This is a genomic window from Cocleimonas sp. KMM 6892, from assembly GCF_035798195.1.
In the GTDB taxonomy this organism is placed as follows: Bacteria; Pseudomonadota; Gammaproteobacteria; order Thiotrichales; family Thiotrichaceae; genus Cocleimonas; species Cocleimonas flava.
In genome coordinates, this window is sequence record NZ_JAPFBV010000004.1 from 228,768 (window position 1) to 247,430 (window position 18,663).

General features: G+C 41.2%; 18 protein-coding genes. 4 read left to right on the top strand and 14 right to left on the bottom strand.

Features of this window, described 5'->3' with window-relative positions:
- Positions 1-109 precede the first annotated feature (109 nt).
- From OO007_RS12715 to OO007_RS12730, 4 genes are all read left to right on the top strand, one after another.
- A complete protein-coding gene (locus tag OO007_RS12715) occupies positions 110-652 on the top strand; it encodes an RNA polymerase sigma factor (protein WP_131906086.1) in 543 nt (180 codons plus the stop codon).
- Positions 640-1,374, top strand: coding sequence for an anti-sigma factor (locus tag OO007_RS12720; protein WP_325809086.1), 735 nt, complete (start codon positions 640-642; stop codon positions 1,372-1,374). Before OO007_RS12715 ends, OO007_RS12720 begins: the two co-directional genes overlap by 13 nt.
- 18 nt (positions 1,375-1,392) lie before the next feature.
- Positions 1,393-2,481 carry an esterase-like activity of phytase family protein gene (locus tag OO007_RS12725; RefSeq protein WP_325809087.1) on the top strand — a complete coding sequence of 363 codons (1,089 nt, stop codon included), beginning with the start codon at positions 1,393-1,395 and terminating at the stop codon, positions 2,479-2,481.
- A 62-nt stretch (positions 2,482-2,543) separates the two neighbouring features.
- Entirely contained in the window at positions 2,544-2,957 is a 414-nt protein-coding gene (locus OO007_RS12730) for a rhodanese-like domain-containing protein (protein WP_131906089.1), read from the top strand.
- A 31-nt stretch (positions 2,958-2,988) separates the two neighbouring features.
- On the opposite strand, the gene OO007_RS12735 is transcribed toward OO007_RS12730, so the two are convergent.
- The 14 genes from OO007_RS12735 to OO007_RS12800 all read right to left on the bottom strand — a co-directional run bounded on the left by OO007_RS12735 (position 2,989) and on the right by OO007_RS12800 (position 18,231).
- Positions 2,989-3,726 (bottom strand): HesA/MoeB/ThiF family protein, encoded by a 738-nt coding sequence (locus tag OO007_RS12735; RefSeq protein ID WP_325809088.1) that lies wholly within the window; start codon positions 3,724-3,726, stop codon positions 2,989-2,991.
- Between the two features lie 136 nt (positions 3,727-3,862).
- Positions 3,863-4,168, bottom strand: a complete 306-nt coding sequence (locus OO007_RS12740) for a hypothetical protein (protein ID WP_325809089.1) — start codon at positions 4,166-4,168, stop codon at positions 3,863-3,865.
- A 93-nt stretch (positions 4,169-4,261) separates the two neighbouring features.
- Positions 4,262-4,525 (bottom strand): MoaD/ThiS family protein, encoded by a 264-nt coding sequence (locus OO007_RS12745; protein ID WP_207907056.1) that lies wholly within the window; start codon positions 4,523-4,525, stop codon positions 4,262-4,264.
- Positions 4,526-4,651: 126 nt separating this feature from the next.
- The gene (locus tag OO007_RS12750) at positions 4,652-5,914 is read right to left on the bottom strand and encodes an NAD(P)/FAD-dependent oxidoreductase (protein ID WP_325809090.1); all 1,263 of its coding nucleotides are present in this window, start codon (positions 5,912-5,914) and stop codon (positions 4,652-4,654) included.
- 263 nt (positions 5,915-6,177) lie between these two features.
- Positions 6,178-8,031, bottom strand: a complete 1,854-nt coding sequence (locus OO007_RS12755) for an aldehyde ferredoxin oxidoreductase family protein (protein WP_325809091.1) — start codon at positions 8,029-8,031, stop codon at positions 6,178-6,180.
- Between the two features lie 12 nt (positions 8,032-8,043).
- Positions 8,044-8,523, bottom strand: a complete 480-nt coding sequence (locus tag OO007_RS12760; RefSeq protein WP_131906094.1) for a 4Fe-4S dicluster domain-containing protein — start codon at positions 8,521-8,523, stop codon at positions 8,044-8,046.
- Positions 8,524-8,629: 106 nt separating this feature from the next.
- Positions 8,630-10,123: a formate dehydrogenase subunit gamma gene (locus OO007_RS12765; RefSeq protein ID WP_325809092.1), complete on the bottom strand. Its 1,494-nt coding sequence runs from the start codon at positions 10,121-10,123 to the stop codon at positions 8,630-8,632.
- Between the two features lie 358 nt (positions 10,124-10,481).
- A complete protein-coding gene (fdh3B, locus tag OO007_RS12770; RefSeq protein WP_131906096.1) occupies positions 10,482-11,102 on the bottom strand; it encodes a formate dehydrogenase FDH3 subunit beta in 621 nt (206 codons plus the stop codon).
- 12 nt (positions 11,103-11,114) lie between these two features.
- A complete protein-coding gene (locus OO007_RS12775; protein WP_131906097.1) occupies positions 11,115-14,030 on the bottom strand; it encodes a formate dehydrogenase subunit alpha in 2,916 nt (971 codons plus the stop codon).
- A 12-nt stretch (positions 14,031-14,042) separates the two neighbouring features.
- A complete protein-coding gene (locus tag OO007_RS12780; protein ID WP_131906098.1) occupies positions 14,043-14,249 on the bottom strand; it encodes a transcriptional initiation protein Tat in 207 nt (68 codons plus the stop codon).
- 55 nt (positions 14,250-14,304) lie between these two features.
- Positions 14,305-14,940 carry a TorD/DmsD family molecular chaperone gene (locus OO007_RS12785; protein WP_325809093.1) on the bottom strand — a complete coding sequence of 212 codons (636 nt, stop codon included), beginning with the start codon at positions 14,938-14,940 and terminating at the stop codon, positions 14,305-14,307.
- A 388-nt stretch (positions 14,941-15,328) separates the two neighbouring features.
- Positions 15,329-16,870: a 4Fe-4S binding protein gene (locus tag OO007_RS12790; protein WP_325809094.1), complete on the bottom strand. Its 1,542-nt coding sequence runs from the start codon at positions 16,868-16,870 to the stop codon at positions 15,329-15,331.
- Entirely contained in the window at positions 16,867-17,604 is a 738-nt protein-coding gene (locus OO007_RS12795; RefSeq protein WP_325809095.1) for a DUF3306 domain-containing protein, read from the bottom strand. Before OO007_RS12795 ends, OO007_RS12790 begins: the two co-directional genes overlap by 4 nt.
- 3 nt (positions 17,605-17,607) lie before the next feature.
- Positions 17,608-18,231, bottom strand: coding sequence for a DUF3305 domain-containing protein (locus OO007_RS12800; protein WP_325809096.1), 624 nt, complete (start codon positions 18,229-18,231; stop codon positions 17,608-17,610).
- Positions 18,232-18,663 lie beyond the last annotated feature (432 nt).

Below are 18,663 nucleotides of genomic sequence, written 5' to 3' on the forward strand. Positions count from 1 at the left end.
ACAAAAAAGGCTCCTTCTGGAGCCTTTTTTGCATCTAAAATAAAAACCGTGCGTATATGATAACAAGCACGAGATTAGTGCAACTCACAACAACAAAAGAATTTAGACAATGGAAGATATTTACGCTGAATTACTGCAGAAGACTGCAGCTGGAGATCAGTTAGCTTTTAAACAGCTATATGAAAAGTGCTCGCCAAAGTTGATGAGCCTTTGCTTACGTTTAATGCAAACTGAAGCTTTAGCTGAAGATGTTTTACAGGAAGGTTTTATTAAAATCTGGGACAAGGCAGACACCTACACCCCGGGTAAAGGCAAAGCAATGACCTGGATGTCTACAGTTATTAGAAACAAAGGATTAGATAAATTAAGAAGTCTCAAAACCAGACCGGTTGAAACTGAAGCCCAGTTTGAAGGTTTAGAGTTTACGTCTTCTGATTTAACACCAGATTCAATGGAAGATATGAGTCAGGAAATGCAAGGTTTGATGGCTTGTCTGGATACCTTGAAACCTTCACAGCGAGAATGTATTTTATTGTCTTATTATTACGGACACACGCACCAGGAACTGTCAGAGAAACTTGGCAAACCCCTGGGTACAATTAAAGCCTGGATACGCAGAGGCTTAGAGGATATTAGACCATGCCTAAATTAGATCACAACACTCAGGGAGCTAAACGCTACCAAAACCCTGAAGTTTTTGAACAACTAGCAATTGAATATGCAGTTGGTTCAATGCAAGGGCGTGCAAGAAAACGCTTTGAAGTATTGATGGAAACTCATTTCTATCTGAAAGCGACAGTTGAAGCTTATGAGAATAAATTTGCTAATCTTGTAGAGCTATTACCTGATGCGAAAGCACCTGATAGTGTATGGGCTGGCATTGAAGCACATATTAAAGAGAGCGCGCCACAGGAAGAGAAAGCACCCTGGTGGAAAGCCAACTTCTTTAAACAAGGCTTCGCGATGATGGCTATGGCATTGATTGTAACGGCAGTGATGCTTTATAACCCGATGTCTAATCACAACCCTATTTCGTACAGTGCAATGCTAGAGTCGGACACTAATGGCCCAATGGCTTTCACCAAAATTGAAAAGTCAGACATGATGATTAAAGTCGATATCATGAAAGACGTCAAAATAGCGGATGATATGGTTTTGACCTTATGGTGCCAACCGAAAAAAGGTGGAGAACCCATGAAAATGGGGACTATTTCCAATAAAGGAAAAACCAATATCAAAATCAGTGAAAAGCAATGGCACCACATGAAAGAAATTGGTTCACTCGCGATTAGCGTAGATCATAAGGATAAAACGTCAGAGAAAAACCCTGCCGGAAAATTCATTCTTAAAGGACAGTTGAGTTCTTCTAGCTAGTCAATATATGATCGCTCAATGCGAACATATATTAAACTGAAACCCAGGTTTCAAAAAAATCAGAATGAGAAACAAAAGCCACTGAAAAATTCAATTCAGTGGCTTATTTCTTTCTTCATAGGATTTAGCTCACTACTGCTATTTTCTTGTAGCTCAGGACAGACAAATCCCAATAGCTACCCAATTGCGATTACGCCTAAGCATATTGATACTGATTTTATGCAATTGAAGCTCAATGGTAGTATCGCTTTAAAATCCTCTACATTTAACACTATTCCGGTTCAGGAACTTTCAGGTATCGCCTGGGATAACGACGAACAACTGCTGTACGCCGTTTCTGATGAGGGGTATTTCTATCACATCAAAGTATCGCTAAAGAACAACCAGCTTGACGCTATGCAGGTGGTATATGCAGCCAGACTGACTGACAGCGAAGGAATTCCATTAAAGGGAAAACACAGGGACTCTGAAGGCTTGTCAACGCTTAACACCAATAATGGCAAACAAGGTGATACCCAACTAATCATCTCGTTTGAAAACAAACCAAGAATTGAGAAATTCTCAACCAAAGGTAGAATGATCTCAACGATTAAACTCCCCAAAAAAATTCGTAAAAAGAATAAATTCAGTCATAAAAACAAAGCACTTGAAAGCGTCACCTATCACCCTAAATACGGCGTAATTACTGCCGCGGAATACCCAATCAAAAACCGGGATGACAGCATACAAACTGTATTTTCCAGCAAGGGAAAAGAATGGAACTTTGAACGCTCGAAAGCGCCGAATAGCGCTATCACTGGTCTCGAGGTATTAGCCAATGGTGATTTACTCGTACTAGAAAGAGCTTATAAAAACCCGATCACACCTGTTGTTATCAACTTGAGGCGCTTGCAACTTGACCAATGCAATACAGATCGACTGTGTAAAACACAAGCAATTGCCAGATTTGATGCCGCTGATGATTGGTCGATTGATAACTTCGAAGGTTTAGCACACTATAAAGATAATCAGTATTTTATGATCTCTGATGATAACAACAACATTTTTCAAAAGACCATTCTTGTTTTCTTTGAAGTTATTGACGCTAAAGAAATCAATAAGAAATAGCGCTATATGATAAATAGCATGATAATAATCGAATATTATTTAACTAACCCATTACACACTTTATGAATACAAAAACGCTAGGACACTTAAGCTCACTCGAAGCTGCTGCTCTTTTAAAAGAGAACCACGAAGCTAAATTAATAGATATCAGAACTTCTATGGAGTTTTTATTTATCGGACATCCCAAAGAAAGCATTCACGTTGCCTGGATGGATGATCCTGATTGGGAGATAAACCCGAATTTTTACAAAGAAGTTAATCAGATTCAAAAGGCCAGCACTAATAACAACTGCCCTATCATTTTGATTTGTCGAAGCGGTAATCGTTCAGAAAAAGCGGGCTTAGAACTCATCGAAGCAGGAATGGAAAACATCTATCACGTCACCGACGGTTTTGAAGGCGAGCTCGATGAAAACAATCAACGAGGCACATTAGATGGCTGGCGTTTTAATGGCTTACCGTGGGAGCAATGTTAATTCTTGGCGGGCACACGAGGCTTAAGCAAAACTAAGCACATACTGCGCAGTTTGGATTTTTTGGAATGGTAACTTTTTGCCATTCCATGCTTAATGCATCGAACAATAATAATTTACCATTCACATTCTCCTCTTCGCCAATCAGAATTAGAATCGCTTGCAGCGCCTGCATGGTGCCGATAACACCAACCACTGGCGCCAGTACTCCCTCCATCGCACAGGTCTCGGTACTCTCAAAATCAGGTTTGTACAAACACTGATAACACGGCCCGCCAGATCCTGGAATATAACTGGTAATTTGTCCTTCCATGCGAATAGCTGCCCCTGAAACAAGCGGCGTTGACTGTTTTACACACGCTCTATTGATTGCAAAACGTGTCGGGAAATTATCGGTACAATCTAAAACGATATCGGCTTGTTGAATATAGCTTTCTAATTCCTCATCATCTAACTGCCAATCCAGAGCTTCAACCACACAATCGGGATTCAATTCTGAGATGGTACGTTTAGCTGAAAACGCTTTAAGCTCGCCAATATCCTGAGTTCGATGAATAATCTGACGTTGCAAATTAGAATCTTCAACCTGATCAAAATCACTGACTATCAGCTTACCTATTCCTGCAGCTGCTAAATACATCGCTGCGGGTGAACCCAAGCCTCCCATACCAATAATCAATACGGTTGAATCTAATAATTTTTGCTGCCCTGCTTCGCCAATTTTATTTAATCGGATTTGACGGGCATAACGGCTTTTTTCTTTATTGTTCATAGGATTATATAAAGCTATTTTGAGTGTTGAGAAATGAGTGTTTCGTCATCATTTAATCTAGATTAGATGATGAGACGAATAAAAGCCACCCCCCTACTTTGAGGGCTTTTTTTAGAGGCTTTATGGCAATCGTATTTTAACCACCACCTTTGTGGAAGTATTTGAAGAAGCGCTTCAGGAATTTGGCTTGCTGCTCTTCACTGGTCTCTCTAAAACTAAAACCCACATTGAGTACCGGCAGACTTAACATCGCAATCACTCTCGGTGGCGCTTGCTCAATATCTATCGATACATCCAGCAAGCCGTCTTTGGTATTAATGGTCCATTGAGTTGGAGACACGTCATTACAAAGAAAATTATCTTCTTCAGTAATAAATTGACCTCGTAAGGTCTTGGTAAATTCTGGCACAGAAAAGGCCATCTCGTACTGTTTCTTATCCAACTATTAACCCCAACCTTAAACCCAATTTGCGATACTCATGTAAACATTCATATCTGATTACAAACAGTATCCTAACGATAAATAGATAGATCACTAACCACCAGCAACGGGTGGCCATATCGATAGAACATCATCCGCTTCTAAAATGTGCGCACTTCGGTCTTCGCAAACAAAAACACCATTCACCAAAACAATATGCGCAAGCTCTAAGGGAATATTATATTCATCGATAACATCTTGCACAGACGTACCCTGAGGCACTTTGATTTCGCGCTTATGTCGTGATGTGCCTGGTGGCAATAAACGCATCAGAGACGCAAATAATTCCAGGTGCATTTTGATTTTAGGTTTATCCATAGAATAATGCTTATCTTAAAAAAGGCCTGTAAGTGGGGGGGGTGTCTTTTCATAGTTATATATTACTTAACAGTAATATTCATTCAACATTGCTTAATATAATACTTAAAACATTGAATTTACTCATTAAACAACGTTATCGAGTTCCTGGGTACACGATAGATATGCTTCCATCAATCGGGTCGGGTCTTTTAATAAACGACTTTTCCACACGCCCAGATGCGTTTTGCTCTCAATTAATCCACGAATAACACCGATATGCTGGGTAACACCCAGTGTGCTGGCTCCCACCAGTACATCTTCTTCAATTCCCGAACCAAACCTGAGATTCATGTATTTATAGGCTTCTGCATTATAGATATCAACACTGTCTCCACCTTCAACACCCATCCATAAACCAAAAGAATGAGAGATCAATCCCAACGTATCGAGAACATTCATGTTTACCGAACCATTATGCTCCACCAAATGACCCGCCATGTTTAATGCCGCTATACGACCATGATCGGTTGCTGTGGGTTGAATCGCCTGCACCTCGTAATTACCAGTAGAAAAGTCCTTACCCTGAGCGACATCTCCGGCAGCATAAACATTGGCAACATTGGTTTGCATATTGGTGTTGACCACAATCCCGTGATCCACTTCTATGCCAGAACCTTTAAGAAATTCAGTATTGGGTTTTACACCTGTGGCACTAATAACCGTGCATGCCCAGATAGATTCCCCATTATCTAACTCAACGATCATCACGTCATCTTCTTCCCTGATGGAATTGACGCGTGTTGAGGTGCGGATATTGACGCCTTTTTCGATACACCATTTTTCAAGCAGCCCACCTGCTTTATCATCGAGCATGCGCGGAACCATGCGATCACCCATCTCAATAACGGTTAGGTTTACGCCCATTTTGGCTAATGACTCAAGAATGATACAACCGATAAATCCAGCACCCATTAGCACTACTTCCAAGCAACTATGCGAACGCTCGGCAATTTGTCTGGCATCTTCTATCGTCCAGCAATTGTGTACATTAGGAAGATCAGCACCTTCAATAGGAGGAAGTAATGGCTTGGAACCCGCAGCGATTAACAATTTATCGTAGGGTATTTCTGTGCCGTCATTCGTAGTCAATACTTTCAGATCAGTATCAACAGTTTCAACGGCATGACCGAGGTATTGAATATTATGAGTATCGTAAAAATCGTCAGAACGAAGATGTGTACCTGCTTCGTCAATATCTTTCATCAAAAAATAAGGAATAGCCATTCTCGAATACGGAGGTATGGGCTCGTTTCCTATCAAAATAATGGTTGAATCTGGATCTTGTTTTCGTAACGTCTCTGCGGCTACAACACCACACGGACCCGCGCCAATTATGACATGTCGCATAGATACTCCTGGAATCTGAGATTGCTTGTAAATGTGATCTGGTTAAGGTGAAAGTCACTTAAACCACATTGAAACTAAATTAAAACGTAAGCGAGTAATTGAATATTTAGCTAGAAAGAGCCCGGAATGTTCCAGGCTCTTATGTATCAACCAATAAGACGTTAATGTTATTACCAATAATAACGCCTTAGCCAATAGATAAAGCTCTCGGCAATAAATGAAGCTCTAGCCACTAAAAGTCGAAAGTACTTTATAAAAGTAATTTACGCCAAGCTTAAGCGTTCAAGTGTTTCAGCAGTAGGAACACCATCTGGAGTCCAACCACGAACCTCATAATAAATAGGTAGCATTTCACCTAATCTATTCACTTGCCCTTTAGTTGGGCCAGATTTTATTGCCTCTTTGAGCAAGCGTTTAGGCAAGGTGTCGTCATCACTGGTGAAGCCAGCTGCGTTGTTGTATTGACGCTCCATATTCCAGATACGTTCTCCGGCTTCCAGACACTTATCAACACTCCAGTCACCTTCACAAGCCGCGTCAATTTGAGGCGCTATATTCTCCATACCCCATGCGAATGTGGTGAAAACACAAATACCCGCCGAATCAACAAGAGCTGTCGCATCCTGGAAAGCCTTTACTAACTCAGGTTTACCGTCAGATTCCGTTTGCTCTGTCTTAACTGGAATACCGAGTATTTCAGATGCGATTGTATAACCACGTAAATGACATGCACCACGATTAGATGTTGCATAAGCAAGACCAATACCTTGAATACCACGAGGGTCGTAAGCCGGGAATTCCTGTCCTTTAACAGACATTGATAATTCAGGCGCGCCATACTTTTCACACATACGCTTAGAACCCAACCCTAGAATTTTCCCAAATTGTGTTCCTGCTGCAACTGCTTCGATTGAAGCAACCAATGCTTCAGCAGAACCAAATCGGAGTTCAATCCCATCTGTATCTTCAGTTGTCATTTTGCCGTCTTCAAATAACTCCATAGCCGCGGCTACAGTACAGCCGAAACTAATGGGGTCCAGACCATCTTCATTACACACAAAATTCACATAAGTCAGTGCATCGATATCATCAACGCCCGTATCAGCGCCTAAAGACCATGCTGCTTCATATTCAAGTCCACCAGAAGCGCCATGATATTGAGGCTTATCTTTCACAGAGAAGTGTGTTTTATCTACCGTAGAAATACGACCACAAGCTATCGTACAGCCAAAGCATGCACCATTCGTTGTCAAATTTGGTTTACCATCACTAGCTCTAGGCTCATGCATTGCTTCACCAGAGATATTTTCAGCGCCTTCAAAACCAACATCACGCATATTTCTCGCCGGTAACCCACCCACACCATTGATAACATTCATCAATACCTGTGTTCCGTATGCAGGGAGACCTTCTCCCGTAACTGCATTTTCTGCAAGTACCTGCTTCCCATCGTTTACTGCTTCAAAGAATGCTTTAGGATCATTAATTCCCTTAACACCTTTTGTGCCTCTTACAGCAACGGCTTTCAAATTCTTTGATGCCATTACTGTGCCCACACCAGAGCGGCCAGCTGCACGATGCAAATCATTTATAACTGCAGAATATAAACAGCCTTCTTCAGCAGGTCGTCCTACTACGGCAATTTTCAAATTAGGATCTTGATGCTTCTCATGAAGCATTTCATCAGCTTCCCATGCAGACTTACCCCATAGGTCGTCAGCGGCGCGAAGTTCTGTTAAGTCATTTTCGATATATAAATAAACAGGTGTTGGTGATTTCCCTTCAAAGATAATCATATCCCAACCCGCATTTTTAAATTCATTACCAATGAATCCGCCAGAGTTAGAACATGCAATCGCACCTGTTAAAGGACTTTTTGTAATGACTGAATAGCGACCACCTGTTGAAGCCATTGTTCCTGTCAGTGGCCCTGTAGCCATGATAAATAGGTTTTCTGGGCTTAGTGGATCAACGTTTGGATCTGTTTCTTCGACCAGATATTTTGTTGCAAGACCTCGCTGGCCTAAATATTTAGTCGCCCACTCCATATTAAGTGGTTCGGGTGTACACGTCCCTTCAGTGAGGTTGACGCGTAATACATTTCTTGTCCAAGACATATTATTTAACCTCTATGCTGATGTGTTTGCGCTAGGAAGACTTTTTTCTGCAAATGCCTTCATACGATCATATCCAGTCGCGTTAGCGTCGATATATGTAATTGCTTCAGTCGGACAGGCTTTCGCACATTCAGGATCGCCACCACAGAGGTCGCACTTGGCAACTTTGCCTGTTTCCTGCACATAGTTGATCGTGCCAAAGGGACATGAAATAGTACAAACCTTACAACCCACACATTTATCATCGATAACAATTTTTGCGCCGGTCGACATATCCATAGTAATTGCATCAACAGGACAAGCTCTTAAACACCAGGCTTCATCACATTGAGTACATGTGTATGGTGCAAAACGTCCTTCTTCATGGAAAGTAAATACTTTGATGACTGATCGGGAGGGATTAAATTCACCTAGCTTTTCGTACGAGCATGCCATTTCACACTGCAGGCATCCTGTACATTTAGCCGGATCAAGATGTAGCGACTTTTGCATTCATATCTCCTTTAAATGGTTATTTTATTTATTTATTAGATTTAAAATCCTTATATACAACTATAGTTAAGTTTCTAACGTTTTTTCTGATTTTCCTGAAAAGCTCCTAAGAGCCTTCCAAAATATCATTCTGCAACTTACTCAATTCATCCCATGAACCTTTGGCTGCAAGCTCAGCTTGTGCAGGCCAGCTTTTAGGTTCGTGCATTTTGTATCTTGATCCTGCAGCATTTAAGATTTCTTTGAGCGCATCACGGTTTGAGTTCTGTATGTCCTCATAGCGGGTTAAGCCTGCTGCATACAATACCTCCTCAATCTTTGGTCCTATACCTTCTATCTTTTTTAGATTATCAAAACCTTCAGACGATGTCGGTTTAACCTTTGATGTATTATCTTTAGCTAGGTTATCTTTTGCTCCGCCATCTTTTACTTTCTCTGCATTGTCGGAAGAATCAGAGAGATTACTAACACCTGCAGCTGCAGTTGTTGCTGCAACTCCAGCCGATGCTGAAACGACTGAATCACCAGCATTCTGAGATGCATTTGCCATAGAATCAGATGACTGCTTATTCATAGCAGTAGCATTTGAGTCATTCGTTTCTAGAACACCATCATTCTTTAGTTCTTGATACCATAAGTCATGATGTTCTTTAGCCCAGTTTTCATCACAATAACCGGTTTGCATCGCTTCATAAGCACCTTCCATTGCGAAAGTACCCATATATATATGACCGAAAGATGCTGCTAATAAGCCAATCGCAGCAATAGCATGAATGACTTGAGATAATTTAATATCTTCTTGTGATATGCCGAAGAAAGGAAAGCCCATCACTATGCCACTTACGACAACCACTATGCCCACAATCATTGCGATCCAGTACCAGGCCTTTTCACCACCATTATAGCGCCCTGCACTTGCATGGCCGCCAAACAACCCACCACCTTTTGCAAACCATTTAATGTCAGTCCAGTTAGCAAAGTTACCCTTGATAAAAGTGAACAACATAATAATTAACAAAACGGCAAACACCGGACCAATGTAGTTATGTACGGTTCTGCCCAGTATGGCGACTGCTCCAAAAACATCTTTGCCTATAACCGGAATCAAACCGAATCTTCCCAGAGTAAGAAGCACCCCTGTAAGACCTAGAATCAGGAAGGAGATTGCAACTGACCAATGGACAAGACGTTGAAAACCTGAAAATCGACGAATTTTATTGCCAGAGCGACCTGCTTTAATTTTTATTTTTCCACGAATTAATCTAAACAGAATAATAGCCAGTAATACACCACCTAAGGCATAAGCACTGTAAGGAATTAGTTTAGTGCGACGAAATTCACGCCACTCCTGACCACTTACATTAATTAAAGTATCGGCAGTCGGCCCTTTTACCTGGGTAGTACCCGTGATATCAACGTTTCTTTGTCTTACTGCTCGCCACAAATCTGTAGCAGGACTTTTAACATCAACCTGTGGATTAAAGGTTGGGTTGTTGATTGCAGCATTTGCTGTCTCATCTGCAATAACAGTAGAAGTGACAGTTACATTCAGTAACAGAAACACTAAACTTAATAGCAATGCCCTAGTGGCCATCCCCATGATAATCTCCTAAGAGCCTCTCTCCTCAAGACGTATAAATACTGCCAACGCCAACAGATCAGAAATCCAGGCGAATCATAGTGGAATATCAAACCTTTTAAACAAACAACACAGTTACCAAACATGGAATCTGAGCTTATCACTAAGCCCAATAAGGGTATGTCTCAAGTACCCTTTCCGCTCGCTGTTTTTTTAAAGGTAATCAACATTCTTCAAAGTGCGTCCAGGATATGGTGTCCCAGAGACTTACAGAACTTAATTGGTCTTGATCAGAGGTACCCTAATATACTTGTAAAAAACATACCCCCCCTCCTCCAATCAAAGGGGGCGTACAAATATCCTAACTAGGAGTTAGACTTTATTTTGTGGCTTTACCAGAAAAGTCTGGGTTAAAACCGTTTTGCTGAATATTTCCGCTTGAAGCAAGATTAGACATACTTCTACTAATCACACGCTTACGGTAAATATCTGAAACCATATTGGCATCACCCGCTAACAATGCTTTAGTCGAACACATCTCTGCACAAAGTGGCAATTTGCCTTCAGCAAGTCGATTTGAACCGTACTTCTTATGTTCATCAACACTTCCAGCTTTTTCAGGACCACCTGCACAGAAAGTACATTTATCCATCTTACCGCGAGAAGCAAATGCACCAGCAGTTGGGAACTGTGGAGCCCCAAATGGACATGCATAAGAGCAATAGCCACAACCGATACAAATATCTTTATCGTGAAGCACGATACCGTTATCAGTAGTGTAGAAACAATCTACAGGACAAACTGCCGCACATGGAGCATCGGTACAGTGCATACAAGCCACAGAGAGTGAACGCTCACCTGGCTCACCATCTTTAACTGTTACAACACGACGGCGATTTATGCCCCATGGAACTTCATTTTCGTTTTTACATGCGGTAACACAAGCGTTACATTCGATACAACGTTCTGAATCACAATAGAATTTTACATTAGCACCCATTATGTGTACCTCCTAAGCTTTAGTTATTTTACACAGGCTACATTTAGTTTCCTGCATCTGTGTGACTGAATCATAACCATAGGTCATGGCGGTATTTAGGGCTTCACCCAATACAACAGGGTCTGCGCCTTTTGGATACTTTTCTCGTAAATCTTTTCCCTGGAAATGCCCACCAAAGTGATATGGAGCTGAAGCTACACCAGAAGCAACTCGACGAGTAACCATCGCTTTTACTTTGATTTTTGCCCCTTCAGGAGTCTCGATCCAAACCATATTGCCATCTCTGATACCAATATTATTTGCATCTCTTGGATTGATTTCTACGAACATATCTTGCTGTAGTTCAGCTAACCATTTATTTGATCTCGTTTCATCACCACCACCTTCATACTCAACCAATCTGAATGAAGAAAGTATCAAAGGAAAATCTTTTGAGTAATCCTTCGCTTGAATAGATGAATAACGTGTTGGCAAACGCCAGAATGATTTACGATCTTCATACGTAGGATAGTTAGCCACCAAGTCATGACGACTTGTATATAGAGGCTCTCGATGAATGGGTATTGGATCAGGGAATGTCCATACTTTAACGCGAGCTTTAGCATTACCAAACGGAGCACAACCATGTTTAATAGCAACACGTTGTATGCCGCCGGACAAATCGGTTTTCCAGTTTTTACCTTCAGCTGCAGTTTTCTCAGGATCAGTTAAGTCATCCCACCAGCCAAGCTTCTTAAGCATATCGCCTGTAAATTCAGGATAACCGTCTTTAATTTCAGATCCGGCTGAGTGGAATCCTTCAGCAAGAAGATTAACACCTTCACGCTCCACACCAAATCTTGCACGGAATGTTAAGCCACCTTCAGCAACCGAAGTACTACCATCATATAAATTAGGCGTACCTGGATGCTTCATCTCAGGTGTACCCCAACAAGGCCAAGGTAAACCGTAGAATTCACCATCACAAGCGCCACCTTCAGCTTTCAAACTAGTGAAATCAAAGTCTCCCCAGTTCTCTTGTTGTTTCTTCAAACGCTCTGGGCTTTGACCTGTATATCCGATAGTCCACATGCCGCGATTAATCTCACGTAACGTATCTTCAACACTTGGCTCATCATTTTCAACTTTAATGTTTTTAAACATCTGATCTGCAAAGCCAAGCTTCGTAGCTAACTTATGCATAATGATGTGATCAGGCAAAGACTCAAACAGCGGATCAATAACTTTATCTCTCCACTGGAAAGAACGGTTTGATGCAGTAACAGAACCGTAAGTTTCCATTTGCGTAGCAGCTGGTAATAAGTAAACACCATCTTTACGATCATGCATTACAGCAGAAACCGTGGGGTATGGATCAACTATAACCATCATATCAAGACCTTCCATGGCCTTTTTCATCTCTGTTCCACGAGTCTGACTGTTTGGAGCGTGACCCCAGAAGAACATAGCTTTTAAGTTATCTTTTTGAGCAATATTGTCTTTATCTTCCAAGACACCATCAATCCAACGTGATACTGGAATACCTTTGGTATTCATTACATGCAGATCTGCATCACCTTTCTTTTCATAACTACCGTCATCGAATTGTCCTTTGATCCAATCGTAATCAAGATCCCAGACTTTCGCCCAATGTTTCCATGAACCAGCCGACAGACCATAATAACCAGGTAACGTATCAGCAAGTACACCTAAATCTGTAGCTCCCTGAACATTATCATGACCACGGAAGATGTTTGCTCCACCACCTGACACACCCATGTTTCCTAGTGCTAGCTGGAAGGTACAATAAGCGCGAGTATTGTTATTACCAATCGTGTGTTGCGTTCCACCCATACACCAGATAAATGTACCTGGACGATGATCAGCCATCGCTTTAGCAGCAGCTTTTACACGGTGTTCTTTAACGCCTGTAACACGCTCAACTTCCGCAGGATCCCATTTAGCAACTTCCTGCATGACTTCTTCCATTCCGTATACACGTTGACGGATAAAGCCTTTGTCTTCCCAGCCATTTTTGAAGATGTGGTACAACATACCCCAAATAATCGGTACGTCAGTGCCGGGACGAATCTGTAAAAAGTGGTCAGCATGTGCAGCTGTACGTGTAAAACGAGGATCAATTACAATCACAGGGGCATTATTTTCTTCTTTTGCCTTTAGGATATGTAACATTGAAACCGGATGAGCTTCTGATGGGTTAGAACCAATCAAAAGAATTGATTTAGAATTATGGATATCATTGTAGGAGTTGGTCATCGCACCATAACCCCACGTATTAGCAACACCAGCAACTGTCGTTGAGTGACAGATTCGAGCTTGATGGTCTACGTTATTGGTACCCCACATTGCTGCCATTTTTCTAAACAAGTAAGCTTGTTCGTTGTTGTGCTTTGCAGAACCCAGCCAGTAAACCGAGTCAGGACCAGATTCTTTACGGATACTGATTAACTTATCACCAATTTCATTGATCGCCTGATCCCATGAAACTTTCTTCCATTTACCATCTACAAGTTTAGTAGGGTATTTTAGACGACGTTCACCGTGACCATGTTCACGGATAGCAGCACCTTTAGCACAATGAGCACCTTTATTGAAAGGGTGATCTAATGCTGGTTCTTGACCAGTCCATACACCATTTTGTACTTCAGCAATAACACCACAACCAACCGAACAGTGAGTACATACTGTCTTTACACGCTTGATAGCCGCACCAGGGACAGTATCTGCTGAAGCTTCAGCTTTTCTCATCATTCCTGGAGAAAGCGCAGTACCAAGAGCCGCTCCACCAGCCATCAAACTGGAAGTACGCAAAAATTGACGACGCGATATCGCTTTACCTGATGCGCCTTTTGATGCTCCCGTCTTTTCTATTAAAGAGCTATCAATAACTGCATCAGAAACGTAATCAGACTTCTTTGTGAGTTTCATTCCACTATCTCCTTATAGTGCAGCTGATTTATAATAATCAGCGATATGTTGAGTTAGTCGATAACCTTCTTCTTGTTTTTCCTTTTCGACCACGGGCAATTCTTGAGCTGCCATAGCTGCACCAGGAACAGCTACTGCAGTGATTGCACCAGCTCCTAATACGACACCACTACTTATAAATTGACGACGACTGATTTTTGCTTCTGCATATTTTTTCATTTTTTCTCAACCCCTCCCGGGCTAAACCAGCAAACTAGACCTATAACCCAAACGTTTAAACCACGTTCAAATATAGTTTTTCAAAATTGATTAAAGCTGTACCAAATCGTCCTACTGCACGATAAAAAACAGCTGAATCGGCTACGGACAAATCATTGAAGAATCGTCCCATCCAAGGCTCAATATGTTTTTCAAAAAAGATTACTTGGGTATCATCTTTTCCAATACTTTTGTTTTGATCAGACTCTGCACTTTCAGTGATTAGCAACGCCATCATTTCGCACAAAGCAGCAACATGATCTTCCGGCTCTACAATACTTTCATCACGCTCGTAACCCAGTGCCTTTAGATCATCTCTTAAAATACTTAATGGTTGCTCCATTAAAAAACCAGTTAAATACCAAGAGCCATAAGGAACCAACTCACCTCTACCTAGACCAACAAACAATACATGATATTCATCATCTACTGCTGACACATCTGAAGACTGAGCCGCTAAACCTAGAGAAGACATCGACAGCAATAATTCATCTTGCTCTACATTTTCCAGATTAACTTTTGCAAACTCTGATACGTGCTCTAAAACGTCTTGAGCCGGAACACCCCTCAGAAGCGCAGCCAATATACTATATGCAGATGCTCTGTATTGTTGCTCTGCCTGAATACTCCCCTCATCGCTTTGCGCAGTCATAGTTTGTACTTCCGAAGAAGCGATCTGCTGCAAATTATTCTCGACTTGTTGAGAGCGGGTTTGTTGAAACATCTTTCCTTCAGACATAAATTCCTTATATTAATTTTATATTGCAATGAACGTGCCACCTTTTAAGAGAATAAAATAACCAAAACGGAGTAATTCAACCAAGACTTTTGCAGAACTGCTCCCGAAATACCCAGACTGTGACCCAAAGTACAAAATGTACCGGTTAAAATAACCTGATTTTTCTGGCTAGCCACATATAAATAACTAAGATATACGAACAAATAAGACAAACTAATATACTCAATGCTCTTAAATAAAAAAACAATCAAAACTTAAGATGACTATCCTCCTAATAGTCACCTCAGTTAATCTGTTTTATCTAAAAATCAGTATTTGGATCTTCCATCATATCCACGACTCTACAGTCATCACACATTTTTAAACGACTTCTTGATCGCTCATCAGCGAACATTGAATGACCAGCCAGCTTTACCATAATAGTCGCGATACCGGATGTCGTTGCAAATGGTTTGCCACATTTAGTGCAGCAGAAAGGCTCATCCTGATGCAAGACCCGTGATTTCATACGAACTGCTCTATCAAACAAGAATCGCGGCGTAATTGATATCGCATCTTCGGGACAAGTATTCACACACACATTACATTGCAAACATTTTTCCTCAATCAAACTGACTTGAGGCATCTCTCTTCCATCTTGCAATGCATTTCCCGGACAGGCGCTGACACAGGACATACATAAAGTACATTTACTCTGATCAATTAACGCTTCACCAAAGATAGACCCTTCCGGCAAGGAAACTATCGGCTCAACTTTATCGGCCTGTGAAACCAAATGATCCAGCGCCATGTAAAATGACTGACGCTTTTCTCCAACCGGCGCATGAGTGGCCGTTGCGATTAATGGTAAACTTTTAATACTCATTAATTCATTTTGATCAGACACTATGGACACACAGTTTTCAGGGTAAGACATACCCTCCAAAATATTATGCGCCATACCCAAATGCAGATTCAAAGCACTCTTTGATGTTTCGGGTATACCGTCCAAATCAAACAGACGAACTGACCTCGCTCCCCAAGCCAATGCAGAAAACCACATCTCTGGACCAACACTAGCAACCTCTTCTACAGTTACGACCAAAGCAGCTGGTAACATTTGCTCCACTCTTTCTTGCTCGTCTTCTGTGGCAAAAACAAGATCAGGTCTTTCATCTGTTTGTTTTAAATAGGTTACTATTAACGTTCTTATATGCGCCAACAAATCCTTTGGTTTTGGAAATGCATAAGTCAGAGCACTTGATGGACAAACGGTGGTACAAATACCACCACCTTGACAACGAAAAGGATCAACCTTAATTTTCTCTACTAAAGAAGTAATCGCTTCCGCAGGACAAGCATCAACACATCGTGTACAACCTGCTTTTCCTGATCGGCCATGCGCACACAAACTTTCGTTGTAATCAAAGTAGCGGGGCTTCTCAAACGTACCCACCATTTCACGCAACTCAGCCTTTGCGCTTGCTATGTCAGACAAATCATTCGCCGCTGTGATATACCCCGGTGGTTTTAAACCCATCGTTAATAAAGGCAGCGGAGTAAGATCGAGGATGAGATCCGCTTTTATCGTTTGGCCACTCACTTTAATTAAAAATTGACCCAGAGCACCTTCAATAGCTATTTCATCAGTTGGTGAACGCCCTTGAAACTCAATAATTTCACTAGTTAGCGGATCAGGTAAATCACCAATTTTATGCGCAACCTCAGAAGCTGCGATAATCACCACATGACCACGCGACTTATACTCAACTACTGATGTAGGTTGTGGATTTAATTTTTCAACGGCCGCGTATGCCGCCTGTTTTGCTTGTATCTTACTTTCTGAGACAAATAAATCTGTCATGCAACATCCTCGTTGTTTCTGTTATCAGCCTTATCAGCTTCATCATTATTGTTTGTGTTTCGTATGCTTGGCGCTTCTACGACACTATCATCATTTATTAAACCATCATTGTTTAGCAAAGAGTCATCAGTGGTATCACTTGCGAGCTCAGGATTTTGCGTTTCAGCATCATCAAGTGCATCATCAAACTCACTGACGCTATCATCATCTTGACTAGCAACATCTTCAGCATCAGCATTCGCGTATTCTGCTTCAGCCAATTGCTCTTCAGCTTTTTCTTGTTCTTCTTTAGCCAGCGCTCTTTTAGCCTCTACCTCAACCATATGTTTCATATCTGAAGTAATTGTAGTTGGATCTAGTTTTTCAAAGAATGTGTAATCGCCGTCATAATCATCCAAACCATCACGAACATTATAAACTTTGCTTTTAAATAACTTGCGTAGCGCCATGGTACGCAGACCTTCGCTAACACCTGTAGACATAAAACCCGAATAATCCGAGCTTTCATCTAATGTTTCAATATCTGGCATATCTTCATCGGTCAGAGCATTCAGCTGTGCTTTCTTTTCTGCCCGAAGTACTTCGGGATCAACGACCTCTTCTGCTGCATTTGAATCAGCACTATCTTCCTGAATTTCTCCAGACGCTATTTTTTTATCTTTAGCCGCTTCTTCAGCAACTAGCTGTTTACGACGCGACCAACGAGATCCAAAACTTTCTTTTTCATTTGGCATACATTAATTACCTGACTTGTCTTGCTGTTTACCTGGTTGCTGCCCTTCTCTGTTATCTACTTTCCAATCGGTACGCTTACGCTTTATACGCTTCTCTGCTACATAATTTTCTACTACATAGGCTTCTGCCCAACGATATAATTCAGGAGGAATCGGAACAGCATAAATCGTGGCCTCTCCCTCGAGATAGGCATGCGCCTCATCAAAACTTAGCGAAACCAAAAATGGAATGGGAATACCGGTATCATTACCTTCTGCATCTTCTTCTCGTGCAATGATGAAACACCCTGGCTCCGGGGACATTAGATTATGATAGTAACTCTCACACTCATCATTATATAAACGAATTTTCATACCGCTATAAATGAGTTGTTTGACCTCCCCTTGTTCGACCACTTTAATCTGATCTTTAGCCTCTGAGGGCTCACCTGTATCAAAATCTTGTTCGGACAAAGCCACGATACCGACCGCATCCCATACTTCATCAATCCATTTATTTTGAGAAGGACGACTCTCCATAATAACGGATACCGTAAAGCTATTTTTTAGCTTTTCAGAATCAGTCGTGGATATATCTGCTTGAGAGTTTTCAGGCTTGTTATTCGTACTGGTATCTGATTTATTCATAGATAAGATTGTAGTTTAGTTTTGTCTATCGTTCTGCGTTGAATTTTAGCTTAACTAGTTAATTAGCAAGTAACATGCCATTCGATACATTTTACACGTATTAATATTATTTAAAGTCACCCCCCTACTTACAGGCACTTTTTTAAATATAAAGCAGTGATATTCAACGAATACAATAACCAACATTGATAACAACTTGGTAAATAGCCAACGGTATAATTTGTACCATTCACCCGAACATTGAAGACATTAAACACCGAACCACCCAACAAATAATTGCGCGAGGCTTACTCTTCCATCATTTAGAAATAATGGTACGAAAATTGCTACAACTGGTAAAACAAGTCCTATAAGCTATAGTTAATAAATCAATAACGACTACTAAACACGAATGCGCACAACAACTGACAGAATAACGAGTAAAACCAGAAG